Origin of the sequence: Halomonas saccharevitans (assembly GCF_900116405.1) — a bacterium.
Lineage (GTDB): Bacteria > Pseudomonadota > Gammaproteobacteria > Pseudomonadales > Halomonadaceae > Halomonas > Halomonas saccharevitans.
The window spans coordinates 1-20,938 of the sequence record NZ_FPAQ01000043.1; the positions used below are offsets into that span (position 1 = coordinate 1).

The 20,938-nt window shown below is 69.5% G+C and carries 16 protein-coding genes; 7 read left to right on the top strand and 9 right to left on the bottom strand.

Annotated features, from left to right (window positions below):
* The 3 genes from metK to ahcY form a co-directional block, all read left to right on the top strand.
* Positions 1-801, top strand: an 801-nt coding sequence (metK, locus tag BM388_RS15305; protein ID WP_089851724.1) for a methionine adenosyltransferase, incomplete at its 5' end; no start/stop codon positions are given.
* A gap of 111 nt (positions 802-912) precedes the next feature.
* Complete coding sequence (ligB, locus tag BM388_RS15310) at positions 913-2,622, top strand: NAD-dependent DNA ligase LigB (protein WP_089851726.1); 1,710 nt, start codon at positions 913-915, stop codon at positions 2,620-2,622.
* A gap of 124 nt (positions 2,623-2,746) precedes the next feature.
* Positions 2,747-4,156 (top strand): adenosylhomocysteinase, encoded by a 1,410-nt coding sequence (ahcY, locus tag BM388_RS15315; RefSeq protein ID WP_089851728.1) that lies wholly within the window; start codon positions 2,747-2,749, stop codon positions 4,154-4,156.
* A gap of 180 nt (positions 4,157-4,336) precedes the next feature.
* Here ahcY and BM388_RS15320 read toward each other — a convergent pair whose 3' ends face one another.
* Complete coding sequence (locus BM388_RS15320) at positions 4,337-5,272, bottom strand: AEC family transporter (protein ID WP_089851731.1); 936 nt, start codon at positions 5,270-5,272, stop codon at positions 4,337-4,339.
* 140 nt (positions 5,273-5,412) lie between these two features.
* On the opposite strand from BM388_RS15320, the gene metF reads away from it, so the two are divergent.
* A complete protein-coding gene (gene metF / locus BM388_RS15325; protein WP_089851733.1) occupies positions 5,413-6,261 on the top strand; it encodes a methylenetetrahydrofolate reductase [NAD(P)H] in 849 nt (282 codons plus the stop codon).
* A 100-nt stretch (positions 6,262-6,361) separates the two neighbouring features.
* Here the strand turns inward: metF and BM388_RS15330 are convergent, their stop codons facing one another.
* From BM388_RS15330 to prlC, 5 genes are all read right to left on the bottom strand, one after another.
* Entirely contained in the window at positions 6,362-8,548 is a 2,187-nt protein-coding gene (locus tag BM388_RS15330; protein ID WP_089851735.1) for a TRAP transporter permease, read from the bottom strand.
* A 95-nt stretch (positions 8,549-8,643) separates the two neighbouring features.
* Positions 8,644-9,639 carry a TAXI family TRAP transporter solute-binding subunit gene (locus BM388_RS15335; protein ID WP_089851737.1) on the bottom strand — a complete coding sequence of 332 codons (996 nt, stop codon included), beginning with the start codon at positions 9,637-9,639 and terminating at the stop codon, positions 8,644-8,646.
* A 301-nt stretch (positions 9,640-9,940) separates the two neighbouring features.
* A complete protein-coding gene (locus BM388_RS15340) occupies positions 9,941-11,152 on the bottom strand; it encodes a hypothetical protein (protein ID WP_089851739.1) in 1,212 nt (403 codons plus the stop codon).
* Positions 11,153-11,159: 7 nt separating this feature from the next.
* A complete protein-coding gene (locus tag BM388_RS15345) occupies positions 11,160-11,405 on the bottom strand; it encodes a YheV family putative zinc ribbon protein (RefSeq protein WP_089851741.1) in 246 nt (81 codons plus the stop codon).
* Between the two features lie 183 nt (positions 11,406-11,588).
* Positions 11,589-13,637 carry an oligopeptidase A gene (gene prlC / locus BM388_RS15350; protein ID WP_089851743.1) on the bottom strand — a complete coding sequence of 683 codons (2,049 nt, stop codon included), beginning with the start codon at positions 13,635-13,637 and terminating at the stop codon, positions 11,589-11,591.
* Between the two features lie 105 nt (positions 13,638-13,742).
* Here prlC and BM388_RS15355 point away from each other — a divergent pair, with 105 nt between their 5' ends.
* The 3 genes from BM388_RS15355 to BM388_RS15365 all read left to right on the top strand — a co-directional run bounded on the left by BM388_RS15355 (position 13,743) and on the right by BM388_RS15365 (position 16,448).
* Positions 13,743-15,083 carry a sodium-dependent transporter gene (locus BM388_RS15355; protein WP_089851745.1) on the top strand — a complete coding sequence of 447 codons (1,341 nt, stop codon included), beginning with the start codon at positions 13,743-13,745 and terminating at the stop codon, positions 15,081-15,083.
* Positions 15,084-15,147: 64 nt separating this feature from the next.
* Positions 15,148-15,696, top strand: coding sequence for a gamma carbonic anhydrase family protein (locus BM388_RS15360; protein ID WP_089851747.1), 549 nt, complete (start codon positions 15,148-15,150; stop codon positions 15,694-15,696).
* Positions 15,697-15,776: 80 nt separating this feature from the next.
* Positions 15,777-16,448 carry a metal-dependent hydrolase gene (locus BM388_RS15365; protein ID WP_089851749.1) on the top strand — a complete coding sequence of 224 codons (672 nt, stop codon included), beginning with the start codon at positions 15,777-15,779 and terminating at the stop codon, positions 16,446-16,448.
* On the opposite strand, the gene BM388_RS15370 is transcribed toward BM388_RS15365, so the two are convergent.
* From BM388_RS15370 to BM388_RS15380, 3 genes are read right to left on the bottom strand one after another with little or no spacing between them, the layout of a single operon-like run.
* Positions 16,424-17,806: a sigma-54-dependent transcriptional regulator gene (locus tag BM388_RS15370; RefSeq protein WP_089851751.1), complete on the bottom strand. Its 1,383-nt coding sequence runs from the start codon at positions 17,804-17,806 to the stop codon at positions 16,424-16,426. The two genes, BM388_RS15365 and BM388_RS15370, sit on opposite strands and share 25 nt — an antisense overlap.
* A complete protein-coding gene (locus BM388_RS15375) occupies positions 17,799-19,712 on the bottom strand; it encodes a sensor histidine kinase (protein ID WP_089851753.1) in 1,914 nt (637 codons plus the stop codon). The genes BM388_RS15370 and BM388_RS15375 overlap by 8 nt, the downstream gene beginning before the upstream one ends.
* A 9-nt stretch (positions 19,713-19,721) precedes the next feature.
* Complete coding sequence (locus tag BM388_RS15380) at positions 19,722-20,495, bottom strand: GntR family transcriptional regulator (protein WP_089851755.1); 774 nt, start codon at positions 20,493-20,495, stop codon at positions 19,722-19,724.
* Positions 20,496-20,938: the final 443 nt, after the last annotated feature.

Genomic DNA, 20,938 nt, shown 5'->3' on the forward strand with positions numbered 1-20,938 from the left:
CACTACGCGCACCGGCTGGTGGAGCGCCAGGCCGAGCTGCGCAAGCACGGCCTGCTGCCCTGGCTGCGTCCCGACGCCAAGAGCCAGCTGACCTTCCGCTACGACGAGGCGGGCAAGCCCTGCGCCGTGGATGCCGTGGTGCTCTCCACCCAGCACGACCCGGAGATCGACCAGGAGGAGCTGCGCAAGATGGTGCGCCGCGAGATCATCGAGCAGGTGATCCCCGCCGAGTGGCTGACCGCGACCACCCAGTACCACATCAACCCCACCGGCAAGTTCGTGATCGGCGGTCCGGTGGGCGACTGCGGCCTGACCGGGCGCAAGATCATCGTCGATACCTATGGCGGCACTGCCCGCCACGGCGGCGGCGCCTTCTCCGGCAAGGACCCGTCCAAGGTCGATCGCAGCGCCGCCTATGCGGGCCGCTACGTGGCCAAGAACCTGGTTGCCGCCGGGCTCGCCGACAAGTGCGAGATCCAGGTCTCCTACGCCATCGGCGTGGCCGAGCCCACCTCGGTCTCGATCAACACCTTCGGCACCGGCAGGGTGGAGGACGCCCGGATCATCGAGCTGGTGCGCCAGCACTTCGATCTGCGCCCCAACGCCATCACCCGCATGCTCGATCTGCTGCACCCCATGTATCAGCTGACCGCGGCCTACGGCCACTTCGGTCGCGAGCCCTTCGAATCGAGCTATACCTGGACCGATACCCAGGGTGAGGAGCACACCGAGACCTTCACGGCCTTCCCCTGGGAGAAGACCGACCGGGCCGCCGCCCTGCGTCAGGCCGCCGGCCTCTAGGCGATCGCCTGAGGCGATGACGGGCCCCGTTGGCGCTGCCGGCGGGGCCCGTTGCGTTTCGAGTGCTGTTTCGAGTGCTATGGTCAAGTCAGTCCATTAGCAGGAGCCGCCATGGCCTCCCGAGTATCGGCCGGTCTGCTGGTTTTCTCCCTGGCCCTTTCCCTGGCCCTTCCCCTCCTTCTGACGAGCCTTCCGGCGCGGGCCGCGACTTGCCCGGGCGGGGCCGAGGCGCCGTCCGAATCCGAGCTCAATGCCCTGGCCCGGCGGCTGGCCGAGTGGGACGACGCCTACTACCGCCGCGGCGAGTCCCCGGTCAGCGATGCCCTCTACGATCAGGCCCGCCGGCAGTTCGAGGCCTGGCGACGCTGCTTTCCCGCGCGGGCCCCCGAGGCCTCAATGCCGAACCATCTCGAGGGCGAGGCGAGCCATCCGATCTACCAGACCGGGCTCGCCAAGCTCGAGGATGCGGCCACGGTGCGCCGCTGGCTGGCGCGCCGCAATGACGTCTGGCTGCAGCCCAAGGTGGACGGCGTGGCGGTGACGCTGGTCTATCGCGATGGCCGGCTGGTTCGGGCGATCAGCCGCGGCGATGGTCGCCACGGCCAGGACTGGACGGCGGCGGCACGGCGCCTTCCCGCCGTGCCCGCGCGGCTGCCGGAGGCGGTCGATGCGCTGCTGCAGGGCGAGCTCTATCGGCGCCTCGAGGATCATGTCCAGGCCGAGTCCGGCGGCGTCGGGGCGCGCAGCGAGGTGGCCGGGTGGCTGGCCCGCGAGGTGTTGTCCAGTGAGGCGGCGGCGCGCGTCGGGCTCTTCGTCTGGGACTGGCCGGATGGCCCGCCCGCCATGCGCGAGCGCCTCGCGGGGCTCGCGCGTCTGGGGTTTGCCGAGAGCGCCGCGCTGACGCACCCCGTCGCGACGCTTGAGAAAGTCGAACGCTTTCGCGAGCGCTGGTATCGCGGCCCGCTGCCCTTCGCCACCGACGGCGTGGTGCTGCGCCAGGGGCGTCGCCCGGCGGGAGAGGGCTGGCAGGCCGAGCCGCCGGACTGGGCCGCGGCCTGGAAGCATCCGCCGCGGGAGGCCCTGGCCGAGGTGCGCGGCGTGGAGTTTCGCATCGGGCGCACCGGAAGAATCACGCCGCTATTGCACCTGATGCCCGTCGCCCTGGACGGCCGGGTGATCCGCCGGGTCAGCGCCGGCTCGCTGGATCGCTGGCGCGAGCTCGACATCCGCCCCGGGGATCGGGTGGCCATCGTCCTGGCCGGCCTGACCATCCCCCGACTCGACGGCGTGGTGTGGCGCGCCGCCACGCGCCCGGCCCTCTCCCCGCCCGCGGCGGCGGACTATCATGCGCTGAGCTGCCTGCGGCTCACGCCGGGCTGCGAGGCGCAGTTCCTCGAGCGCCTCGCCTGGCTGGGCGGTCCCGAGGGGCTCGACCTGCCGGGCGTTGGGCCCGGCACCTGGGCCGCCCTGGTCGACGCGGGGCTGATCGGCGACCTGCTGGACTGGCGGGCCCTGGGCGCTCCGGCGCTGCGTCGCGCCCACGGCATCGGCGAGAAGCGAGCCGCGGCCCTGGTGGCGGCCTTCACGGGCACGCATGCGTCGCCGTTTTCCCGCTGGCTCGAGGCGCTGGGCGCGCCGCCCGGCGTCGAAGCCGCCCTGCCGGCGGACTGGACGACGCTTTCCGAGCGAAGCCGCCGCGACTGGCGAGCGCTACCCGGCGTGGGACCCGATCGCGCCGCGGCGCTGGTCGACTTCTTCGCCCATCCCGAGGTGCGGGCGCTGGCACGACGGCTGGGCGAGGCCGGCACTGATGGTTTCTAGGGTGGGACGGTTTCTAGCCGGGTCCCTTTCAGGGGCGCCAGGAGGAGGCCCTGCGTTGGTTGTCCGGGATTCCGCTCACTGCCTATAGTGAAGGTCACGCTCTTTACCGGGAAAGAGGTGACGCATGAACCACCCCGCCGTATCCGCTCCCCTCACCAACGACTGCAAGGTCGCCGACCTTGCGCTCGCCGACTGGGGCCGCCGCGAGATCCGCATCGCCGAGACCGAGATGCCGGCACTGATGACCCTGCGTGAGCAGTATCGCGACCGGCAGCCGCTGGCCGAGGCGCGCATCGCCGGCTGCATCCACATGACCATCCAGACCGCGGTGCTGATCGAAACCCTGGTGGCGCTGGGCGCCTCGGTGCGCTGGTCGTCGTGCAACATCTTCTCCACCCAGGACCACGCCGCCGCCGCCATCGCCGCCGCCGGCATCCCGGTGTTCGCCTGGAAGGGCGAGACCGAGGAGGAGTTCTGGTGGTGCATCGAGCAGACCGTGGAGGGCCCCGATGGCTGGACGCCCAACCTGGTGCTCGACGACGGCGGCGACCTGACGGCGCTGCTCCACGAGAAGCGCCCGGAGCTGCTGGACGCCATCCACGGCATCTCCGAGGAGACCACCACCGGCGTGCATCGCCTGCAGGAGATGCTGGGCGACGGTCTGCTCAGGGTACCGGCGATCAACGTCAACGATGCCGTCACCAAGTCCAAGAACGACAACAAGTACGGCTGCCGCCACTCGCTGAACGACGCCATCAAGCGCGCCACCGACCATCTGCTGGCCGGCAAGCAGGCGCTGGTGGTGGGCTATGGCGACGTGGGCAAGGGCTCGGCCGCCTCACTGCGCCAGGAAGGGATGATCGTGCGCATCGTCGAGATCGACCCGATCTGCGCCATGCAGGCCTGCATGGACGGCTTCGAGGTGGTCTCGCCCTACCGGGAGGGGATCAACCGGGGCGAGGCGAGCGTCGATGGCGAGCTGCTCTCGCGCATCGACCTGGTGGTGACCGCCACCGGCAATATCCACGCCTGCGACGCGGCCATGCTCCAGGCCCTCAAGCGGGGGGCGGTGGTCTGCAACATCGGCCACTTCGACAGCGAGATCGACACCGCCTACATGCGTCGCCACTGGCACTGGGAGGAGGTGAAGCCCCAGGTGCACCAGATCTATCGCGACAGCAAGCCGGGGAACTTCGATCCCGATAGCCGCGACTACCTGATCCTGCTCGCCGAGGGACGCCTGGTGAACCTGGGCAACGCCACCGGCCACCCCTCACGGGTGATGGACGGCTCCTTCGCCAACCAGGTGCTGGCGCAGATCCATCTCTACGACGGGCGCTTCGCCGAGCTTCCCGAGGGGGATCGCCGCGATGCCCTGGGTGTCTCGGTGCTGCCGCGCCACCTCGACGAGGAGGTGGCGCGCTACATGGTCGAGGGCTTCGGCGGCGTGCTCACCCGCCTCACCGAGGAGCAGTCCGACTACACCGGCGTGGCCGTCGACGGCCCCTACAAGCCCGACGCCTACCGCTACTGATTTCTGATACAGCCTTGTTTAACGCATGGGACATTACTCGAGGCTGATCCGGCGACAGGCCCCGGAGCGCCGGACCGGCGAGGGGGCGCTGTGAACCCTTCCCTGGGCGCTACCGATGCCATCCCTGGCATAGGACCCCCTCTTCGGCGCCTCTCGTTGTGCATTGCCAAGTTGCATTCGTTAGATCCCGGCGGCTCGCATCATCAGCGTCAGGTAGAGCGGGATCAGTAGCGGCGCGGCGAGGGTCGTGATCAGCACCGCCAGGGCGCCCTTCTCCGGGGCGATGCCGAGCTCCATGGCCACCACCACCACGTTGGCGGCCATGGGCACCACGCCGATCAGCAGCAGCGCCAGAGCCAGCTCGCTGGAAAGGGGGACGAGCGCCTGGAGCCCCATCACCCCGGCGAGCGCCAGCAGCGGCCAGAAGGCGTAGCGGATCACCACGCAGGCGCCGATGAAGCGCCAGTCGAGCTGGCGAATGCTTACCCGCCCCAGCGTCATGCCGATGATCATCATGCCCAGCAGGGTGTAGGTGGCGGGGAAGGCCGCCAGGCCCTCCATCACCGCGCCGGGCAGGGTGATGTCCGCCCCGCTCACCAGCAGCGCGGCGAGGAAGGCGTAGATCAGCGGCAGCCGGGCGATCTTGGTCAGGCTCTGGCGCACCGAGAACTGTCCCCGGGCGCTCAGGTAGAAGCCCACCGTGAACTCGTAGAGGGTCACCCCCAGCACGCCGAAGAGATAGAGCGTCACCCCCTGGGGCGGCAGCAGCACCAGCGCCACCGGCAGGCCGAAGTAGCCGGTGTTGCCGGTGCCGGAGGAGAAGGCCAGCAGGGCGCTCTCCTGGGGGGCGAAGCCGTGTCGTGCCAGCCGGTGCACGACCACGGCGATCAGGCTCGACACCGCGAACAGTGCGGCGGTCAGCAGCAGGTAGTCGGGCGTGGGGTCGCCCAGCACCAGGCCGCGGAAGAAGGTCAGCGGGGCGACCAGGTAGATCAGCAGGGTGGCCACGGGGCGCGGGTCCACCGCCAGGCGGCGGGCGGCCAGCCAGCCCAGGCCGATGTAGGCGAGCAGGGTCCAGAGGGGCCCCATCAGGGTGCCGGGGTCGATCGAGGTCATGTCCTTCCTTGGCTCGCGGCGGTTGCCGTCGCGTCTCTGTATGAAAAGGATTGATGTTGCGTCGCGTATCTTTCATTAGTCGACGGATACGTCGCCGGTCAGAATAGCCTCAATATGCACCGCTTTCATGAGGTCGACCGATGAGCACGCTGGAACATCCGCTGGGAATCAGCTTCGAATTCTTCCCGCCCAACACCGACGCCGGGCGCGAGAAGCTGGTTGGCGTCCGCGATGCCCTGGCCGGCCGCGCGCCGCGCTTCTTCTCGGTCACTTACGGCGCCGGGGGCTCCACCCAGGCCCGCACCCTGAACACCGTGAACATGGTGCGCGAGTCGGGTTTCACCACCGCGCCGCACCTCTCCTGCATCGGCAGCGACAAGGGCGAGCTGCGCGAGCTGCTGACGCGCTACCGGGAGGACGGCATCGACAGCCTGGTGGCGCTGCGCGGCGACCTGCCCTCCGGCATGGGCGGGGGCGGCGTCGGCCAGCTGCGTTACGCCAACGAGCTGGTCGAGTTCATCCGCGAGGAGACCGGCGACCACTTCGAGATTGCCGTGGCCGCCTACCCCGAGTCCCATCCCCAGGCGCCGAACTTCGAGCGCGACCTCGCGAACTTCGCCCGCAAGATGCAGGCCGGTGCCAACCTCGCCATCACCCAGTACTTCTTCACCGCCGAGGCCTACTTCCACTTCGTCGAGCGGGCCCGCGCCCTGGGCGTCGAGGCGCCTATCGTGCCGGGCATCATGCCGATCACCAACTACGCCAAGCTGGCGCGTTTCTCCGACGCCTGCGGCGCCGAGATCCCGCGCTGGATCCGCAAGCAGCTTGAGGCCTATGGCGACGACAGCGAGGCGATCGCCGCCTTCGGCGAGGAGGTGATCTCGCGGCTCTGTCAGCGCCTTCTAGACGGCGGCGCGCCGGGCCTGCACTTCTATACCCTCAACCAGGCGACTCCCTGCCTGCGTATCCTCGACAATATCACCGGCTGAGCGCAGCCCAACCAATCCGGCCTCGTCATGAACGCAACGGGCCCCGCCAGTGGCGGGGCCCGTTGCGTTGCAGGGGCTCTCTTGGTCAGCCGGGCTGTGATCAGCCGGTGGCGACGGCCTTGTCGCCCCCGCCGTGGCGGCCGCGCTGCAGGATGAACATCAGCGCGCCGATGGCGAGCCCGGCGACGTCCGAGTAGATGCCGCCGTAGATCATGCAGACGGCGCCGATCAGCATCACCAGCCGCTGCCAGGCCTTGACCGGCCCGAAGAACCAGGCCTGGACGGTGGCGGCCAGCATCACGATGCCGAGCGTGGCGGTCACGCCCACGCGCAGGATCTGCATCCAGGACCCTTCCATCAGCATCGCCGGGCTGTAGAAGAACATGAAGGGCACGATGAAGGCCGCCAGGCCGATCTTGAACGAGGCCACCGAGGTGCCCATGGCGTTGTCGCCGGAGATGCCTGCCGCCGCGTAGGAGGCCAGCGCCACCGGCGGGGTGATCGCCGAGACCACCGCGAAGTAGAACACGAAGAAGTGCGCCACCAGCGGCTGGATGCCGATGTTGATCAGGCCCGGGGCGACCACCGAGGCGGCCACCGCGTAGGCCGCCGTGGTCGGCATGCCCATGCCCAGCAGGATCGAGATGCACATGGCGAAGATCAGCGCCAGCAGCTGGCTGACGCCGGCTAGACCCAGCAGCAGCGAGGAGAAGCGCGCGCCGACCCCGGTCAGCGAGATCACCCCGACGATCAGGCCGGCGCAGGCGCACACGGCGATGATCTGGATGGCCATGGTGCCGGCCAGCTGCAGTGCCCGCAGTATCGCCGGGATGCCCATCTTGTGGGGCGAGAACCAGCTCACCACGGCCGCCGAGGCGGTGGCCAGGGTGCCGGCGCGGATCACCGAGTAGCCCATGAACAGCGCGGCGATCAGGATGATGATCGGCGCGAACAGGTAGACCTGCTTGATCAGCCTGGAGAACAGCGGGATCTCCTCTTTGCGCATGCCGCGCATGCCCTTGCGGGCCGCCTCGAAGTCGACCATGCAGTAGATCGACAGGAAGTAGAGGATGGCGGGGATCAGCGCCGCCACGGCGATCTCGGTGTAGGGGATGCCGGTGATCTCGGCCATGATGAAGGCGCCGGCGCCCATGATCGGCGGCATGATCTGCCCGCCGGTGGAGGCGGCGGCCTCGATGGCCCCGGCGCTTCTGGCCGGGTAGCCGACCTTCTTCATCAGCGGGATGGTCAGCGAGCCGGTGGAGACCACGTTGCCGGCGCTGGTGCCGTTGATCATGCCCATCAGGCCCGAAGCGAAGATTGACACCTTGGCGGGGCCGCCACGCGCCCGGCCGGCGGCGGCGAAGGCGAAGTTGACGAAGTAGTCACCGACCTTCGAGGCCTGCAGGAAGGCGGCGAAGATGATGAACAGGATGATGTAGGTCGAGGAGACCGCGGTGGTCGGCCCGAGGATGCCAGCGTCGGTGTAGACCTGGCTGAAGAAGCGGCCCACCGAGAGCCCCGGATAACCGAGAAAGCCCGGCAGGTAGGGGCCGGCGAACACGTAGACCAGGAAGATGGCCGAGATCACCACCAGCGCCAGGCCGGCGACGCGGCGCGTCAGCTCGAGGATCAGCAGCGAGCCGGCGATGGCGGCGTAGGAGATGCCCATCGGCGCGAAGGAGGTGCCGGTGGCGGCGCGCAGGGGGCTGTTGAACATCACCAGCAGGTAGCCGGCCACGGCCAGCGCACAGACCATCAGTACCAGGTCGGCCGGCGACAGGCGGTCGCGGAACTGGCGATAGCTCCAGGAGAGCAGGATGCCGGCCACGGTGGCCAGTATCAGCGGGTAGCCGTAGTGCCAGGTCTCGATGGCCGGGTCGATGCGCATGGCACCGCCGCTCATCGCCTGGTACATCATCACCACCCGCACCAGGGCATAGACGGCCGGGATCAGCAGCGCATAGCTTGCCCAGGAGAGCCAGGCGGAGGAGCGACGGTGCTCCTCGTCGGCGAAGCGCGTGCCGGCGTAGAGGCCGTAGCCGAGGATCAGCGCGCCGGCGATGTGCACGATGCGAAACGACCAGGTCTCCAGCGGATAGAGGTTCAGCGAGATCAGGTGAAAGCTGGAGTAGGCGATGGCCAGGGCACCGAAGAGCAGCCACTGCCAGCCGGTATAGAGCCGTCGGTTGGACTCCACGGCGGCGTCGTCGACGCCCTCGGCGTTGACCGTCTCGACGACGTCGTCATGCGGCGCGCCGTCACGGGATTCGGGGGTATGGGACATGGATGGCACCCTTGAGGGGTTGTCGGAGGGGCACGAAAGCGGCCTCCCGCCACGCGCTCGTGGCGCGACGGGAGGCGCTCGGTCGGATCAGCGGATCAGAGCTTCAGGTCTTCCGGGATCTCGTAACCGTTCTCCTCGTACCAGCGCACGGCGCCCGGGTGGAAGGGCAGTACGGTGTTGTACTCGATGTTCTCCGGGATGCTGGTCGCGGCGCTGCGGTGGACGTCGCGCATGCGGTCGTTGTTCTCCATGCTCAGCTTGGTGACTTCGTAGACGAAGTCCTCCGGCAGGTCGCAGTTGGCGATGGTGAAGTTCCACATGGAGACGGCGCGGGCATCCTCCTCGAGGGTCTGGTAGGTGCTGGCCGGGATCTGGAACGCGGAGACCGGGAAGGCTTCGAGCACCGTCTGCTGCTCCTCCTCGGTGAACTCGATGATATTGACGTCGGTCTGCACCTCGAGCTGGCTGACGGCGGGGATCGGGATGCCGGCGGCGAAGGCGATGACGTCGATCAGGCCGTCCTGCAGCTGGCCGCCGAGGTCGGACCAGCCGCCGTTGCGGCGATCGAACTCCACGCCCAGGGTCTCGAGCATGGCCGGGAAGTAGGTGTCGGAGGTGGAGGCCGCCGGGCCGAAGCCGATGCGCGCGCCGTCCGGGATGTCCTCGATCGAGGTGATGCCGCTGTCGGAAAGCGCCGTGATCGAGAAGGGCGTCTCGTACATCGGGAAGAGCGCACAGACGTTGTCCATGGACAGGCCGGGGGCGAGCGGGCTCTCGCCGGCCAGCGCCTCGGCGGCCGGTCCCATGGTGGTCAGGCCCAGGGCGACGTCGCCGCCGTGCACCAGCGCCATGTTCTGGGTCGGGCCGCCGGTGACCTCGCCGCCGCCGGAGATGCCGAGCTCGTCGGCGATCAGGTTGGCCCAGCCGGAGCCGTAGACGAAGTAGGTGCCGCCCTGGCTGGCGGTGCCCACGGTGAAGCTCTCGGGCCAGTCGCTGCGGTCCTGGGCCGAGGCCGAGGCGGCGACCAGCAGGGTGCCGGCCAAGGTGCCGGTCAGCGTGCCGATGAGGATCCGTGAGGTGGCGTTGCGCATGGCGTCTCTCCTGTTATGCGTTGGTCTTGTCGTGTGCCCGGGTGACGGTGTCCGGGGCTGCATGCCGTCGGCCTCAGTATGGTCACCGGGAGGGTGACCTGCCGTGATCCAGGCCGGAGTGGCATCAACGCCCTTAAAGCAGCAAGCGCCGCGCCAGAGTGGGTTTCTTCCTTTTTTTTCAGTCGCTTAGGGAGATGTCGTTCGACCTTGGTCGAAACGAGGAAGGCGTGCCGGGGCCGGGATCCCGCACGCAGCGGGGCGCGGGGTGTGCGGATATCCGCACGGCAGGGCGCGGCGGGCCTCAGGCCGCGACGGCGGGGGGCGAGGCCAGTGCCGCGGTCAGGCGGCTGGCCTGGTGGAGGTCGTTCATCAGCGAGGAGGCCAGCCAGGGATCCAGGCGCTGGTGGCGCAGCCGCTCGGCCAGCTCGTGCTGCCAGTGGCGGCGCACCTCCTCGAGGGGCGTGCCGATATCGGCGGCGGGCTCGTTGGCCAGCCGGTTGAGGCCCTCGGCGACGGCCAGGCGCAGGTCGTCGTGGGCCTCGCGCAGGGGGCTTCCCGCCGCGGCATGGCGCAGCAGGCTGCGCTGCAGCACCTCGCCGAAGCGCACCGCCTCGACCAGGCGCAGCGTGCGCGCATAGAGGGCCTCGAGGCGCGCCTCCTGGGCGTCGGTGAGCGGCATGTCGATACGCGAGTAGAAGTCGAGGATCTCCGCCATCAGCGGCTTGATGCGCTCGTGGTAGCGCGTGTTCACCGGCGGCCAGGCCTCGGGATCGATGGGCGCGGCGATCACGGCGCGGCTGGGTGGGTGGCCGATCACCTCGCCGCTCGGCACCAGCAGCGCCGAGGCGAGCAGGTGGTAGGTGCGCCGCTCCAGTCGCCGGCACTCCTGCTCGATGGCCGCGAGCGCCGTGTCCGCGTGCTGCAGGGCGGTGGCGTCCAGGTAGCGCGCCTGGGACGGCGAGAGCCGCGCCGGTTCGGGGAAGAGGCGCTCCAGGCGCGCCGAAAGTCGCGGGATGAAGGGCAGCATCAGCGCGATGCCCAGGCCGTTGAAGAGGGTGTGGAAGAGCGCCAGCTTCAGCGGCCAGGCGTCGGGGGCGAGCCCGATCAGCTGGGCGATGCGGTCCACCAGCCCGGCCATCGGCAGCAGCAGGGCCAGGGCCACGGCCGCGGTGACCAGGTTGAAGATCACATGGGCCCCGGCCAGGCGGCGGCCGGCGGTGCTGGCGCCGAAGGCGCCGATCACCGCGGTCACGGTGGTGCCGATGTTGGCGCCGACCGCGATGGCCCGCGAGGGGCGTCGGGTAGCGGTGTGCAGCCAGCGATCCAGAGTGCCGCCGGAGAGGCGCTTGATGGCCTCCTCCAGGTGAGTCATGCCCCACAGGAAGAGCCCCAGCCCGGCGGCTAGGGTGGCGATGTCCAGCCGCGCGACCAGTAGGGCCGCCGCGGCGCCGAACCCGAGCAGTTCGAGCAGGCGGCGCTGCGGTAGCAGGGCGACCGCCGCTCCCTGGCCCATGCGCGCCTCAGCGTCCCTTGGGGTCGAGGATCTTGACGGTCTGCAGGTCGGAGGCCTGCTGCTCCTCGCGCTCGCGATTGACCCGGGTCTCGAGCTCGGGGAGCGATTCGTCCTCGATGGGCAGCTGCTCGAAGAAGTCGCAGCTGACGCAGTCGCGGTAGCGCACGCCGTTCTGCTCCCAGGCGCGGATGCGATCCATCTCGGCGCAGCGCGGGCAGATGGCGCCGGCGATAAAGCGTTTCTGGACGGTCATGAAGGGCTCCGGTCGATGGGGGCGCGTTCAGGCGGCGCGGGTGCGCTGCCATTCTGCCTCGGCGCAGCTTGGGCAGAAAGCGCGGGCAATGGCGCCGGTAAAGAGCGGGAGACGACGCTCGCATCGTCTCCACGGGGATGACCGCCGGGAGGCCCCGGCGGCCGGGTCGCGCAGGTGGCTTTGTCAGGCGGCCCTGATGCCGCAATGGCGCAGCAGCGGCTCGACGCTGGGTTCGCGGCCGCGGAAGGCGCGGAACAGCTCGGCGGCGTCGCGGGAGCCGCCGCGCTCGAGGATCTCGGTGCGGAAGCGCCGCCCGGTCTCGGGGTCGAAGATGCCGGCCTCCTCGAAGGCGCTCCAGGCATCCGCCGAGAGCACCTCGGCCCACTTATAGCTGTAGTAGCCCGCCGCATAGCCGCCGGCGAAGATGTGCCCGAAGCCGTTCTGGAAGCGGTTGAAGTCGGCCCGCGGCACCACCGAGACGGCGTCGCGCACCGCGTCGAGCAGCGCTTGGATCTCGGCGGCCGAGGGGGCGACATGCTCCCGGTGCAGGCGGAAGTCGAACAGCGAGAACTCCAGCTGGCGCGCCATGCCCATGGCGGACTGGAAGTTCTTGGCCGCGATCAGCTTCTCGAAGAGCGCCTCGGGCAGCGGCTCGCCGGTGTCCACGTGAGCGGCGATCAGGTCCAGGCCCTCGCGCTCCCAGCAGAAGTTCTCCATGAACTGGCTGGGCAGCTCCACGGCGTCCCAGGCCACGCCGTTGATGCCGGAGATGTCGGCGACGGTCTGCCGCGTCAGCATGTGGTGCAGGCCGTGGCCGAACTCGTGGAAGAGGGTGGTGACCTCGTCGTGGGTCAGCAGGGCCGGGGCGTCGCCCACCGGGCGCGTGAAGTTGCAGGTCAGGTAGGCCACCGGCAGCTGGACCTCGCCGGCCTCCAGGCGCCGCACCCGGCACTCGTCCATCCAGGCGCCGCCGCGCTTGCCTTCGCGGGCGTAGAGGTCGAGGTAGAAGCCCGCGATAGGCGTGCCCTGCTCCAGGATCTGGAAGTAGCGCACGTCGGGGTGATAGCGGGGCGCCGTCTCGTCCTCCACGAAGCTGACCTCGTAGAGGCGCTCGACCACGCGGAACAGGCCGTCGACCACCTGGGGCGCCGGGAAGTAGGGGCGCAGCTGCTCATCGGAGATGGCGTAGCGCGCCTCGCGCAGCTTCTCGCTGGCGAAGCCCACGTCCCAGGGCTCGAGCGCCTCCATGCCCAGCTCGTCGCGGGCGAAGGCGGCGAGCTCGGCGTACTCCTCGCGCGCCTGGGGCACGGCACGCGCGGCCAGGTCCTCGAGGAAGGTGATCACCTGCTCGGGAGACTCGGCCATCTTGGTGGAGAGCGAGTAGTCGGCGTAGTCGGCGAAGCCCAGCAGCTCGGCGAGCTCGTGACGCAGGGCGAGGATCTCCTCCATCACCGGGGCGTTGTCGTACTCGCCGGCGTGGGGGCCCTGGTTTGATGCGCGGGTGACGAAGGCGGTGTAGACCTCGCGTCGCAGCGCGCGATCCTCGGCGTAGGTCATCACGGGGAAGAAGCTCGGGAAGTCCAGGGTGATGCGATAGCCGTCGAGACCCTTGGCCTCGGCGTTGGCCTTGAGGGTCGCCATGGCGCTCTCGGGCAGCCCGGCCAGCCGGCTGTCGTCGGCGAGGTCAAGATGCCAGGCCTGGGTGGCGTCCAGCAGCTGGTTGGAGAAGGTGTTGGAGAGCTCGGAGAGGCGCGCCTTGATCTCGCCGTAGCGCCGCTTCTGCTCGGCGGGGAGGTCGACGCCGGCCAGGCGGAAGTCGCGCAGAGCGTTCTCCACGGTGCGCCGCTGGCCCTCGTCGAGCGCGGCCCAGGCCGGGCCGCCCTTCAGGGCCTGCCAGGCGCGGAACAGCCCCTCGTGCTGGCCGATCCAGGTGCTGTAGTCGGAGAGCTTGCCCAGGCAGGCCTGGTAGGCCTCGCGCAGCTCCGGGCTGTTCATGGTGCCGTTGAGGTGCGAGACCGGCGACCAGGCGCGAGCCAGCCGGTCGTTGAGGGCCTCCAGGGGCGCGGCCAGGCTCTCCCAGGTAGGGGGAGCCTGCTCGGCGCTCGCCACGAGCGCCTCGATGGCGGCGCGATTCTCCTCCAGCAGCTCCTCCATGGCCGGCACCACATGCTCGGGCCGGATCGCGTCGAAGGGGGGCAGGTCGTGGGAGTCGAGCAGGGGGTTGCGGGGCATGCGCACCTCGGATCGGGAATGAAGGATGTGTTGTAGATGTGGGCGGTCGTGCCGGCTTTCAATATGCTAGGCTTGCGCCCTTTTCAGGCTCGCAGGGTGTGACCGATGAACGAGACGCTGGAACGCTGGGGCACGAGGCGCGCCTTTATCCTGGCGGTGACCGGAGCGGCGGTGGGGCTGGGCAATATCTGGCGCTTCCCCTACATCACCGGAGAGAACGGCGGCGCCGTCTTCCTGCTGCTCTACGTGGCCTTCGTGCTGTTGCTGGGGCTGCCGATGATGATGGCCGAGATCATGGTCGGTCGAGCCGGGCGGCGCAGTCCCATGCAGTCGATTGCCCACCTGGCCAGTCAGGCCGGGGCGTCGCGTCACTGGCGCTGGCTGGGGCTGTTCGGCGCCTTCACGGTCTTCTGCATTCTCTCCTTCTACTCGGTCGTGTCGGGCTGGTCCATCGAATTCCTGGTGGCCTCCATCAACGGCGACTTCGTCGGGCGCAGCGCGGCCGAGATCGGCGCCGGTTTCGACGCCTTCCTCGCCGACCCCGGGCGGCTGACCTTCAACCACACCCTGTTCCTGGTGATGACGATGCTGGTGGTCGCCGCCGGGGTGACCAAGGGTCTCGAGAAGCTCAACAACCTGCTGATGCCGATGCTCTACGCGCTGCTGCTGGTGCTGGCGGGCTACGCCGCCACCACCGAGGGCTTCGGCCCGGCGCTTTCCTGGCTGTTCCTGCCCGACGTCTCGGCGGTGACGCCGCTGGTGATGCTGCAGGCCATGGGCCACGCCTTCTTCACCCTGGCGGTGGGCGCCTGCGCGCTGATGGCCTACGGCGCTTACATGCCGGACCACCAGAGCCTGCCGCGCGCCGCAGCGGCGGTGGCGGTGCTCGACGTGGCGGTGGCGCTGCTCGCCGGCATCGCCATCTTCTCGGTGGTGTTCGCCCAGGGCATGGATCCGGGCGAGGGACCGGGACTGATGTTTGTGACGCTGCCGGTGGCCTTCGCCGAGCTGCCCGGCGGGCCGCTGTGGCTGTCGCTGTTCTTCCTGCTGCTGCTGCTGGCGACCTGGACCTCCTCGATCAACCTCGCCGAGCCGATGGTCGCCACCCTGCAGGGCTGGGGCCTCAAGCGCGGCCAGGCCTCGGCCGCGGTGGGGATCGCGGTCTGGGGGCTGGGCATGCTCTCGGTGCTCTCCTTCTCGAGCCTGGCCGAGACCCGGGTGCTGTTCGGCATGAACCCCTTCGAGCTGGTCAGCACCATCCCGCCGGAGATCTTCCTGCCGCTGGGCGGGCTGCTGATCGCGATCTTCGCCGCCTGGGTGATGCCCGAGCAGGAGGCGCTGCGGGCGCTAGACGCCGGCCCCAACGGCTTTCGCTTCTGGCGCGCGCTGCTGCGCTGGGTGTCGATCCCGCTGACGCTGGTAGTATTGGGAGCCGGGCTGATCTGATCGGCCCGCTTCGATGTCGCTACACCTGAGGCGACAGGCCCGAACCAACGAGACGAGGTGAACGATGAGCGAGGCGACGTGTCTGCGGTCTTGGCAGGGCCATGAGCCCCGGCTGGGCGAGCGGGTATACATCGACCCGGACTGCATGGTGCTGGGCGACGTGGTGCTGGGCGACGACTGCTCGGTATGGCCGATGACGGTGATCCGCGGCGACATGCATCGCATCCGCATCGGCGCGCGAGTCAGCGTGCAGGACGGCAGCGTGCTGCACATCACCCACGCCAGCGACTTCAACCCGGACGGCTTCCCGCTGACCATCGGCGACGACGTGACCATCGGCCACAAGGCAATCCTGCACGGCTGCACTCTGGGCAACCGCATCCTGGTCGGCATGGGCGCCATCGTCATGGACGGCGCGGTGGTCGAGGACGAGGTGATCATCGCCGCCGGGGCTGTGGTGACCCCCGGCAAGCACCTGGAAAGCGGCCACGTCTACGCCGGCAACCCTGCCAAGGCGTTGCGGCCGATCAAGGAGAAGGAGCGCGCCTTCTTCCCCTACACCGCCGGCAACTATGTAAAGTTGAAGGACGAGTACCTGGCCGCCGCACAATGATTCTCTAACCCATTGTTTTCCATTGTCGGGGCGCGCGATAATCTGGTCATTTATCCAGTAATCGAGGGGCGCGCCCCGGCATGGCCAACTTTCGCACTCACCTCGGCGTGGCCGCCGCCGGCGGCGCCGTGCTGGCCCATGGCGGCTGGCAGGCGGGCCTCTGGGGCGCCGTGGAGAGCCTGCCGCTGCTGGCGCTGGTGACCCTCGGCGGCATCCTGCCCGACATCGATGCCGACCGCTCCAGGGCAATCCGCCTGATCTTCCACCTGCTGGCGGTGCCCGCGGTGGTGGTCAGCGCCCTGCTGCTGCAGGCGCGGCTGCCCATCGGCACCCTGCTGATGGTGTGCGGGGCGATCTATCTCGCCGTGCGCTACCTGGCCGGGGCGCTGTTCGCCCGCTTCACCGTCCATCGCGGCCTCTGGCACTCGCTGCTGGCGGCCGCGCTGTGCGGGCTCTCCACCACCGCGCTGAGCCACCGGCTGTTCGGTCAGCCCGACCACCTCGCCTGGGCCCAGGGCGCCGCCCTGGCGCTCGGCTTCGTCATCCACCTGCTGCTCGACGAGCTCTACAGCGTCGATCTCACCGGCGCGCGCCTGAAGCGCTCCTTCGGCACCGCCTTCAAGCCCTTCGACTGGCGCGAGCCGGGCAACTCCCTGGCGATGCTGATGGTGGCGGTGAGCCTCGCCCCCTGGCTACCGCCCTGGGCGCCGCTGCGCGAGCTGTTGCGTCAGGGCGCCTCGCTCTGGCGATAGTCCTCGGCCTTGAGGTCGTACTTCCTGAGCTTGTCGTAGAGGGTCTTGCGCGGCAGGCCGAGCTGCTCGCAGGCCTCACTGACGCGGCCGCGATGCCGGGCCAGGGCCTGATCGATCAGGCTCTTCTCGAACAGCTCCACCTGGCGGGGCAGCGCCAGATCGCCGGCATCGCTTCCCACGCCCCGCAGCAGGGCGTCGAGGCGATAGTCGCAGGTGGCGCCGAGCAGCACGTAGCGCTCGGCGAGGTTCCTGAGCTCGCGCACGTTGCCCGGCCAGTCGTGGGCGAGCAGTGCCGAGACGCCGCCGGCATCCACCGGTGGCGCCTCGAGCCCACTGCGGTTGGCGGCCACCACCGCGAAATGCTGGAACAGCAGCGGGATGTCCTCGCGGCGCTCGCGCAGCGGCGGGATCGGCAGGGTGACCACCTCGAGCCGGTAGTAGAGGTCCTCGCGGAAGCGCCCGGCCTCGGCCGCGGCCTTGAGGTCGACCTTGGTGGCGGCGATCACGCGGATATCCAGCGGCACCGGCACGTTGGCCCCGAGGCGCTCGACGGAGCGCTCCTGGAGCACGCGCAGCAGCTTGACCTGCAGGGCCAGCGGCATCGACTCGATCTCGTCGAGGAACACCGTGCCGCCCTCGGCGTGCTCGAACTTGCCGATGCGCCGCTCCACGGCCCCGGTGAAGGCGCCCTTCTCGTGGCCGAACAGCTCCGACTCGATGATGCTTTCGGGCACGGCGCCGCAGTTGATGGCCACGAAGGGGCGGCCGCTGCGGCGGCTGCGCTCGTGGATGGCGCGGGCCACCAGGTCCTTGCCGGCCCCGGTCTCGCCGAACAGCAGCACGTCGGTCTCGACCTGGCTGATGCGCTGGACCATCGAGGCGAGGCGCTGGATGGCCGCGGTGCGACCCACCAGGCGCGGCCCCGGCGCCGACTGCTGGGCCTCCAGCTCGGCCTTGAGTGCGCGGTTTTCCAGGCTCAGGCGGCGCTTGTCGACGCCGCGGCGCACCATCTCCACCAGCCGTTCGCCGGGGAAGGGCTTCTCGAGGAAGTCCCAGGCGCCCTCGCGCATCGCCTCCACGGCGGTGGAGATGTCGCCGTGACCGGTGATCAGGATCACCGGCAGATCGGGATCACGGTTTCTCACCTCACGCAGCAGCGCCATGCCGTCCATGCCGGGCATGCGGATGTCGCTCACGATCACTCCGGGAAAGTCCGGGGTGAGGGCCGCCAGGGCCGCCTCGGCACTGTCGAAGGCCTGGGGGGCGTAGCCGGCAAGCTCGAGGGTCTGGCCGGCGGTGATGCGCAGGTGCGCCTCGTCGTCGATGATCATCACCGGGAGGGTCGCCGGGTCATGCATGGGTATCGTGCTCCTTGGTCCGCGGCTCGACGGTGGTGTCGGTACCGGAGGCGGGGGGCAGGGTAATGGTGAAGCGGGCGCCGCCGCCGGGGGCTCGGTCCGCCGTCAGCTCGCCGCCGAGGTCGTCGATGATGCGCGCCGATATCGAGAGGCCCAGTCCCAGGCCGTTGCCCGGCGACTTGGTGGTGAAGAAGGGCTCGAAGATCTGCCCGAGGTGCTCGGCGGCGATGCCGGGGCCGTTGTCGACCACGCGGATGCGTACCCTCTCTTCGCCCGGCTCGATGATCAGGCGCAGCTCAGGTGCCGGCGTCTGGCTCATGGCCTGTAGGGCGTTGCCGATCAGGTTGACCAGCACCTGCTCCAGGCGCACCAGGTCGGCGCGCACCCAGGTCTCGGCCTCGGGCCAGTCGCGTTCGACCGCGACGCCGCTCTCGCGCAGACGCGACTGGAAGAGGCGCAGGGCATAGTCGAAGCAGGCCGGAACCGACACGCCGGTGGGTCGGTCGCCGCTCTTGCGCGAGAACTGGCGCAGCTGGGCGCTGATCTCCGCCATGCGATCGGTGAGCTCGATGATCTGCGCCAGGTTGCCGCGGGTCGCCTCGGTGCGACCGCGCTCGAGGAAGGCGCTGGCGTTCTCGGCGTAGGCGCGGATCGCCGCCAGCGGCTGGTTGAGCTCGTGGTTGATGCCCGCGGCGAGCTGGCCGAGCACGGCGAGCTTGGCCGCCTGGATGAGTTCGTCACGGGTCTGGCGGAGGCGCTCCTCGGCCAGGCGACGCTCCTCGATCTCGCCGGAGAGGCGCTCGTTGGTCTCGACCAGGTCGCGGGTGCGGCGCTGGACGTTGCGCTCCAGCTCGTCGCGGGCCCGGGCCAGGGTGCGGCGCTCGCGCTCGGCGAACTGTTCGCGCTCGCGGCGCAGCCGCAGACGCTGCCAGCCGATGCCGCCGGCCAGCACCACCACGCCGTAGAGGCCACCGACCAGCAGGGCGGCGAGCCACTGGGCTCGGGTCACCGGGGCCAGCGAGGTGAGGATCTGCATCCGCCAGCCGAAGGCCGGCATGGCACGCGACAGCCCCAGGTACTCGGTGTCGGCCAGCGGCCCATGCTGGAAGCCGATTCGCTGGCCGACGTCCTCGCGGCTGTCGAGAAACGTGATCCCGGAGGCGGCGAGGGGTTCGTCGGCGTAGCGGCGGGTCGCCAGCAGCGCCTCGCGCGACGCGTCGGAGAGCGGCCGCAGGGCCTTCATGCGCAGCTCCGGGCGGCTGGCCATGAAGATGATGTCGTCGCCGTCGATGACCAGCAGCTCGGCGTCCTGCTCGGCCCAGCCCGCCTCCACGGTGTCGAGCAGCACCTTCACCACCATGACGCCATCGGCCGTGGCGTCGGGGTCGGTGTCCTCCAGCCACACCGGGGCCGAGAAGTAGTAGCCGCGCTCACGGGACTGCACGCCGAGGCCGTAGAAGCGCCCGGGACGCCCGGAGATCGCCTCCTGATAGTAGCGGCGAAAGGCGTAGTTCTGGCCGATGAAGGTCCTGGGGCGATGCCAGTTGCTGGCCGCCAGGGTGTCGCCTTCGCGGTCGAGCAGGTAGATGTCGGAGACCCCGGCCGTGGCGCGAAAGCGGTCCAGCAGTCGGTTGAGCGGCATCGCGTCCTGAGCGTCGGGGGCGGCCAGGAAGCGCTTGACCATCTCGCGGGAGGCGAGCAGCTCGGGCAGGTAGTCGTGACGCGACAGATGGCCGACCAGGCCCTCGGCGGAGAGTCGCAGCTCGTTCTCGGCGTCCTGGCGCAGCTGCTCGAGGGCCTGGTCGCGGGCCAGCTGGGAGGCCTGCCACATGGCGAGCGCGAGCCCCAGCGGAGCCAGCACCCAGAGCAGGCGGCGCACGCCGCGGCCGCGGGGTGATGTCGGCATGAAGAGGCCTCAGTGGGCGTCGGCGGGCATGACCTGGGAGCGGCGCAGGGCGCGCTGGGCCCGGGTCTCGGCGCGCTCGACCTCGAGCAGGCTCTCCTCGACGAACACCAGGTGCTCGTGGGCCCGGGCTCGGGCGTCCTCGGCGCGCCCCTCGAGGATTGCGTCGAGCAGGGCACGGTGCTGTTCCATCAGCAGCGGCCGTGACTCGGGCTTCTCGAACAGGTGGGCCAGGTTGTCGACGATGCTCTTTTCCAGCAGGTGGAAGATCCCGCGGATGGTGTGCAGCAGCAGGACGTTGTGGGCCGATTCGGCGATGGCCATGTGGAAGGCCGCGTCGGCGCGCGCCTCGAGCACCGGGTCGTGGCCCTTGAAGCAGGCTTCGAGCTCCTCGAAACGCGAGATCAAAAGCGCCTTGTCGGTGGGCGTGGAGCGCAGTGCAGCGTAGTAGGCGGAGATGCCCTCCATGGCATCGCGGAACTCCAGCAGGTCGAGGTGGAACTCGCCGTGACGGGAGAGCATCTCCAGCAGCGGGTCGCTGTAGCCGCTGTTGAGCTCCTCGCTGATGAAGGTGCCGCCGCCCTGGCGGCTGGTCAAAAGCCCGCGAGCCGAGAGCTTCTGGATGGCCTCGCGCAGCGAAGGCCGTGAAACGCCGAAGCGCTCGGCCAGCTCGCGCTCCGGCGGCAGGCGCTGGCCGGGCCGCAGGCTGCCCTCGAGGATCAGCGCCTCCAGGCGCTCGGTGATGACGTCGGCGAGGCGCGGATGCTGAACGGGTTGGTAGGCCATGGAGCACCATTGGAAAAGAAGGATGGAGATGGAATTGGTAAGACCAATATTAGGCGATGAGGCGCCTGCCTGGCAAGTCGGCTTCGATGGGCAAAGGCTCAGGCGTTCAAAGAGTTATGGTGATCCTGGGAGAGACGACACTAAAGTATAAGCAGGTCCTGGGGTGCGCGGTTTGACACCGATCGCCAGGCACTTCTAGAGTGCGCTTCACGTCAGTTGTAAATTGGTTTTACCAATAGCCAGTGGCTAGTCCGGTCATTCGTCATGAGGAGTGGCCGTGCTTGATCGCCACCAGACGCGACTCCTCAGGCCTGCACAGGGATAGGCCCGAGGGCGCGTTTGATCGATATCCGGTTTCGGGGTCGGGCTCGGTATGAGGCGGTCGCTCGCATGCCAGGGGTGAGACGCCCCCGCACTCGACACGAGGTCGTCGCCAGCCACCC